General features: G+C 71.0%; 5 protein-coding genes. 2 read left to right on the top strand and 3 right to left on the bottom strand.

Going from position 1 to position 6,800, the window contains the following annotated elements:
• Window positions 1-34: 34 nt before the first annotated feature.
• On the bottom strand, window positions 35-2,293 hold the full coding sequence (locus tag HW837_RS47080; RefSeq protein ID WP_193382144.1) for an MMPL family transporter: 2,259 nt from the start codon (window positions 2,291-2,293) through the stop codon (window positions 35-37).
• Between the two features lie 411 nt (window positions 2,294-2,704).
• On the opposite strand from HW837_RS47080, the gene HW837_RS47085 reads away from it, so the two are divergent.
• A complete protein-coding gene (locus HW837_RS47085) occupies window positions 2,705-3,400 on the top strand; it encodes a type 1 glutamine amidotransferase domain-containing protein (protein ID WP_193382143.1) in 696 nt (231 codons plus the stop codon).
• Window positions 3,401-3,632: 232 nt separating this feature from the next.
• Window positions 3,633-4,838, top strand: a complete 1,206-nt coding sequence (locus tag HW837_RS47090) for a hypothetical protein (RefSeq protein ID WP_193382142.1) — start codon at window positions 3,633-3,635, stop codon at window positions 4,836-4,838.
• Window positions 4,839-4,887: 49 nt separating this feature from the next.
• Here the strand turns inward: HW837_RS47090 and HW837_RS47095 are convergent, their stop codons facing one another.
• Together HW837_RS47095 and HW837_RS47100 are read right to left on the bottom strand one after the other, a co-directional pair.
• A complete protein-coding gene (locus tag HW837_RS47095) occupies window positions 4,888-5,619 on the bottom strand; it encodes a FadR/GntR family transcriptional regulator (protein ID WP_193382141.1) in 732 nt (243 codons plus the stop codon).
• 295 nt (window positions 5,620-5,914) lie between these two features.
• A complete protein-coding gene (locus HW837_RS47100) occupies window positions 5,915-6,793 on the bottom strand; it encodes an amidohydrolase family protein (RefSeq protein WP_193382157.1) in 879 nt (292 codons plus the stop codon).
• Window positions 6,794-6,800: the final 7 nt, after the last annotated feature.

Genomic DNA, 6,800 nt, shown 5'->3' on the forward strand with positions numbered 1-6,800 from the left:
CACGTGCGCCGGGCCGCCGCGAGCGGCGGGGTGGTCAGTCCTGGCCCCTGCGGGCGGGCGCGAGCGCCTTGTCCTGGGCGCCGGGGGGCTCCGCGTCGCCGCCCGGCTGTGTCGTGGTGGCCTGCCCGTCCAGGACGTGCCGCAACTTCTCGCCCTCGACGTCGACATCGGGCAGGATCCGGTCCAGCCGGCGGGGCAGCGCCCAGGCCCGGCGACCCAGCAGGGCCATGACCGCGGGCACGATCGTCATACGGACGACGAAGGCGTCGAAGAGGACGGCCGACGCGAGCCCCAGACCGATCGACTTGATCAGCGCGGCGTCGGCGAGCAGGAAGCCGGCGAAGACGGAGATCATGATGATCGCCGCGGCCGTCACCACGCGCGCGCCGTGCCGGAAGCCGGCGACCACCGCCTCGGTGGGCTCGGCGCCGTGGACGTACTCCTCCCGCATCCGGGTGACGAGGAAGACCTGGTAGTCCATCGCGAGGCCGAAGACCACACCGATCATGAAGATCGGCATCACGCTCACGATGGGCCCGGTGGTGTCGACACCGAAGACGTCCTTGAGCCAGCCCCACTGGAACACCGCGACGAGGACGCCCAGCGTCGCCGTCACACTGAGCAGGAAGCCCAGGGTCGCCTTCACGGGCACCAGGACGGAGCGGAACACGAGCAGCAGCAGGATCACGGCCAGGCCGACGACCACCAGGAGGTAGGGCACGAGGGCGTCGCCGAGCTTGTCGGAGACGTCGATGTTCAGGGCGGTCGTGCCGGTGATCACGACCTCCGCGCCCGTGGCCTCCAGCACGGCCGGGGCGGTGGTGTCGCGGATCTCCCCGACGAGGTCCACCGTGTTCTGGCTGTTCGGGGAGCTCTTCGGGACGGCGCGGATGAGGGCCACGTCGCCCGAGGTGTTGAACACGGCCGGGCTCACGGAGGCGACGTCGGGCAGCTCGTCCAGCGCGGCGACGGTCTCCTCGGCCGCGGCCTTCGGGTCCTTGCTGTGCCGGGCGTCGACGACGACCGTGAGGGGGCCGTTGTAGCCCGGTCCGAATCCCTTGCTCAGGGTGTCGTAGGCGATCCGCTGTGTGCTGCCGGGAGGGGCGGTGCTGTCGTCGGGCATGCCCAGCTGCATGGCGAACGCGGGGACGGACAGCACACCGAGGAGGGCGACCGAGGCGAGGAGCGCCCGCCAGGGGCGGCGGATGACGAGCCGCACCCAGCGCACCCCCATCGGCTCGCCCTCGCCGCGCTCCAGGGCCCGCATGCGCTTGGTCCGCAGGTTGCCGTTCATGATGCGTGTGCCGGCGAAGCCGAGGACCGCGGGCAGCAGGGTCAGCGCGACGACCACGGCCACGACGACCGCGAACGCCGCCGCCAGGCCCAGGTCGGACAGCAGCCGGATGCCGACGACGCTGAGCCCCGCCAGCGCGATGACCACGGTCAGGCCGGCGAACACGACCGCCGATCCGGCCGTGCCCAGGGCGCGTCCGCAGGCGTCCTCGGGTTCGTGGCCCGCCCGGATCTCGCCGCGGTAGCGGGAGACGATGAAGAGGGCGTAGTCGATGGCGACCGCCAGACCCAGCATCAGCGCGAGCGTCGACGCCGAGGAGCTCATGTCCCATATCGCGGTCGCGATGGTGATCGACAGGATCGCGATGACGACGCCCAGGAGGGCGGTCAGGAGCGGCAGGCCGGCGGCGAGCAGCGAGCCGAAGGTGATCACCAGTGCCACGGCGGCCACCGCGATACCGATCAGCTCGGCGGCTTTCGCGCTCTCCTTCGCCTCGACGGCGTTGCCGCCCAGGCTGACCGCCAGGCCCGCCTTCTCGCCCTCGGCGGCGACGGCGTGCAGGGCGTCCCGCGCCTTCGCGGTGACATCGGCCTGGGCGACGCGGTACGTCACCTGGGCGTAGGTGATGGTGCCGTCCCGGCTGATCAGACGGTTGGCGTAGGGGTCGCTGACGTTCGCGACCTGGGGCGCCTTCTTCAGGTCGGCGATCAGGGACTCGACCTCGGTCCTGTGGGCGCCGGACGTCAACTGCTGCCCGTCGGGGGCCTCGAAGACGACCCGGGCGGTGGCGCCCGAGGCGGCGGCCTGGGGGAACTCCTTGTCGAGCAGGTCCAGCGCCTTCTGCGACTGGGTGCCGGGGATGGTGAACTGGTCCGACGGCGTGCCGGACACACTCGCGGAGCCGATGCCGACGACCGCCAGGACGGCGATCCACAGCATCACCACGAGGCGGCGGCGCCTGAAGGCGAGCCGGCCGAGTCGGTAGAGGAAGGTGGCCACAGAGGTACTCCCACCTGGGAAACTACGGGACGGATGACGAGAACTGGGTGGGTCTGCGTGACCCGTCCATCAAGCTAGGCGCGCAATCGCGGCCGCCTACGGCACCGGGGAAGCGAATACGGCGCCGCCGCCTCCTCCTCCGGTACTGGTCGGCCTCCTCCCGAAGCACGCATGGCCCGGTACGTCAGCGGGGTCGGCCATGTCGCACCGGGCCGGGTGCGGGCGGCGGGGTGGGGGAGAATCGCCGAGAGACCGGAGGTCCTCGGCCTCGGGGAGGAGGGACGGTAGTACTCCCGTACTAGACGACGCGTCCCGCTTCACTTCCGAAGTACCGGGAGGTGCCTGGAAGACCACTCCAGGGTTGTCCCAGGAGCCTCGCCCTCGACGTCGATCCGCAACAGAAGGAATCCCATGCCCCGCACGAACCGCATCCTTGTCATCGTCACCAGCGTCGGCGAGTACGAGACGGTCGGATACCGCACCGGTCTCTGGCTGGGCGAGCTGACGCATTTCTACGACGTCGCCGAACAGGCCGGGTTCGAGGTCACCATCGCCGGCATCGACGGGGGGCCCGTGCCGCTCGACCCGGAAAGCCTCTCCCACGCGGTCCTCGACGACCTCGGCACCGACAAGCGGTACGCCGACCGCTCGTTCATGGACAAGCTCAGGGACACCGTGGCCGTGTCCGACGTCCAGGTCGACGACTACGACGCCATCTACCTCACCGGCGGCCACGGCGTGATGTTCGACTTCCACCAGAGTGAGGCGCTGGAGACGCTCATCGCCCGCTTCTACGAGTCCGGCCGGATCGTCTCGGCCGTCTGCCACGGCCCGTGCGGTCTGCTCGACGTCACGTTGAGCAGCGGCGAGCCGCTGGTGAAGGGCCGGAACGTCACCGGCTTCTCCTGGCGCGAGGAGGAACTCGCCCAGCGGGCGCAGGCCGTCCCGTACAGCCTGGAGGACCGGCTCAAGGAACTCGGCGCGTCGTACAGCCTCGCGGAGAAGCCGTTCGACGTCCATGTCGTCGAGGACGGCCGTCTCATCACGGGCCAGAACCCCAGCAGTGCCAAGGCCGTCGCGGAGGCGGTGGTCCGCCGACTGGCCTGAGATCGGGCCCGGGTTCGACGCGATTCGCTGCCGGACGACGCCGCCGAAGCCGAGCCGTGGTGCGGCCCGGCGCGGCGCCGTCCCGCACCGGCGTCGGTCGGAGGCTCGGACAGGGCGAGCAACTGGCCTGGCACCGTGGGTGGTTGCCTCGGGTTCACTCATCTCCGGCCGCCGGTGCGGTGGTCGCTGACGGCTTCCGCGGCAGCGCCTGCTCGGGGCTTAGCATCCGCGTATGCGGAACATCGAGACATGGGTGCCGGACGCGGGGCAGGCCGACATCGCCGGTCTGAGGAGGCTCGACGCCGACGCACTCGCACGCTACGTGGCCGACCCGGCCTACCCCTGGTGGCGCCGCGTGCCCTGCGCGCGGGCGCTGGGGGAGCGGGTACCGGAACAGCATGTCGCCCACTTGATCTCACGTGTTCGTGATCCGGGCGATGTGGCCGAGGTGCGCATCGCGCTTCTCGACCTTCTCGCGGACCGGGCCGAACTGCTGCCGTGGCTGAAGCACCAGGACCGGCGGCACGAGCGGTCGTACGGGATGCCCGAGGCGTTCCTCAAGGCACGCGGCATGCTCGGCGATCGCTCGGCCGCACGCGAGTTGGCGACGCTCGCGGCGTCCCCGTGGGCGCGTCGGCAGGGCGTCGGCGAGGCCGGACTGGACGCGCTGGTGACGCGGTACGGGGTCGAGGTGGTCCTGGCCGACCTCGGCGACGAGCGGCCCGAGGACCGGGCTTTCCAGGTCCGGATGCGGCATCGCGCCGCGGCGGACGTGACCGACGCACTGGCGGACCCCGATCGTGAAGTCGCCTACCTGGCCCAGTCGCTCCTGTCGGATCCGCGACGCGTCCGCGGCTACCTCGACGAGGCTCCGACGGTCGAGGCGAAGCTCTGGGCCGCATACGCGCTGCATCGCCTCACCGGTGACGTTGCCGAGACCCGGCGCGTCTACGACACCCTGGGGCGTCCGCGGGTCGAGGTGGCCGGTCTGGACGACGAACTCCGCGGCGCGATCCTGCACGAGTACGCGAGCGGCTGCGAACGACAGAGCGATCCGCGATGGCGTGTCGAAGCCCTGTGCAGCGAACCGCCCGTCCGTCCGGACCAGAACGAGCAAGTCGGGCGCGCGACGGCCGCGTTGACCGAAGCGGGCCTCTCGCCGATGCCTGCCGTCTCCTGCGGCGAGCACCACGGGCAGGGCGACGGGACGTACCACGTCATGGAGTTCGGCGAGAACGAACTGTTCATCAGTACCCTCGGACGGTTCGTCACAAGTGCCGAACCCGACCCGACCGCCCGTCAGGCCCTCGAATCCGCGGGCTTCCGCTGGATCGACGAGACCACCAGTGCGATATGCGTCCCCGGCCTGTGTGTCTACTACTTCGGCGCGCGTGCACCCGTCAGCGTCGACACCCTGCTGTTCTACTGGCAGGACTAGGGACTCGCCCGGATCGTCCCCGGGCGGGCGGACCCGGACGGGGTTGCTGTCAGGCGGAGTTCGCGCGGGCGTCGGACGCAGAGCCGTCGAAGCCGTCGGACTCCAGGTGTTCCCGCAACCATCCTTCCGTGCTGCTGACGTGCAGCAGTGCGGCCGCCTGGCTGAGGGGGGCGTCGCGGGCGGCGAGCGCCTCGTAGATCGCCTCGTGCTCCGTGACGGTCCTGGCCGCGACCTGGGCGTCGACCTGGCCGCGCCAGATCCGGGCGCGCAGCGTGTGACCGGAGACGCCTTCGAGCAGCGCCAGCAGGGACTCGTTGCCGGTGGCCGCGACGACGGCGCGGTGGAAGGCCGCGTCGTGCATGTTGAGGAGTTCGACGTCGTCGCGGGCATCCCGCATCGCGTCGAGGTGGTGTTTGACCTCGGCCAGCTGCTCGTCGGTGATCCGGACCGCGGCGAGCCCGGTGGCGGCCGGTTCGAGCAGCCGCCGTACCTCCATCAGGTCCAGCAGCGCGCCCGCGTCGGCCTGGAGCAGTTCCACGGCACCGCCGAGGCCCTCCAGCAGGACGCTCGCCTGGAGGCTGGTGACGTACGTGCCGTCGCCCCGCTTGACCTCCAGCACCCGCGCGACGGCAAGCGCTTTGACCGCCTCGCGCGCCAGATTGCGGGAGAGCCCCAGCTGAGCCGCCAGATCGGGTTCCGGAGGCAGCTTGGAACCGGGCGGCAGCTCGCCGGTCCGGATCAGCTCACGAATCTGCTCGATGGCCTTGTCCGTGAGGGACACCGTGCCCCCTCTTCGTCCGTGTGTGTTTCCGGCATGTCCGGTCCGCCGAGACCCCGGGCGGACGGATCGGCCCGGAGACGACCGGGACCCGTCGGCTGTGCGGTGTGGCGTACCGCCTGGCCTGGTCCCCCGTCGCGTATGCCGAGCGTGTGGTTGATGATACTGGGATGCGTGAGGGGGATCGACGAGGTCGCCCCGGCTCCGGACCGTATGAGCGGGCCGGAGGTAAGGGTCGACCGTCGCTCGCCCCGCGCTCACCTACGCCCCGCGCTCACCCCCACTCAGCCCGTGTTCATCAGGCACCCAAGCGGTAGAAGTCGGACGCGGTGCCGGCGAGGATCGCCCGGGTCTCGCTCGCGGAACAGCCGTGGAGGATTTCCTCGACGGTGGCGGCCCAGCGATTCCAGCCGCCGGCGAGCACGCAGACCGGCCAGTCGGAGCCGAACATGAGCCGGTAGGGGCCGAAGGCGGAGAGCAGTACGTCCCACACGGGCCGGATGTCGGCGACGGTCCACTTCGCGTGGTCGGCCTCGGTGACGAGGCCCGACACCTTGCAGCGCACCTGCGGATGCGCGGCGAGCAGGCGGATCTGCCGTTCCCAGTCGGCCAGGTCACCCCCCGCGATCGGTGGCTTCCCGGCGTGGTCGAGGACGATCCGCAGGTCGGGGATGCTTTCGGCGAGCCTGATCACCTGGGGCAGCTGGTGGCTTCGGACCAGGACGTCGTAGCCGAGCCCGTGGTCGCGCACCGCGCGCAGCCCGGACTCCACGACCGGGCGCTGGAGCCAGTCGGGATCCGGTTCCGCCTGGACGATGTGCCGCACGGCTCGCAGGTGGGTGCCGCCGGGACTGGCGTGCAGTCCGTCGAGGATGTCGTTGATGGCGAGACAGGTCAGGTCGGCCCATCCGACCACCGCGCCGATCAGAGGATCGGTGTCGGCCAGCGACAGCAGCTCACGGGTTTCGGGCAGGGAGGTCACGCACTGGACGACCACGCTGCGCTCCAGTCGGCGGCCCATGATCCCGCTGGTGGCGGTCGTGCGCAGGCCGCCGGCGTCGAAGGAGCGGCGGATCGGTTCGTGCCCCGGGTCGTCCAGCCAGGGCTGAGGGCGTCGGTCGAGGTTCCACACGTGGTGGTGGGCGTCGACGAGGCCGAGGTCCGCGATGTCAGACACGGGCTGC

The organism is Streptomyces caniscabiei (genome assembly GCF_014930365.1).
Lineage (GTDB): Bacteria > Actinomycetota > Actinomycetes > Streptomycetales > Streptomycetaceae > Streptomyces > Streptomyces caniscabiei.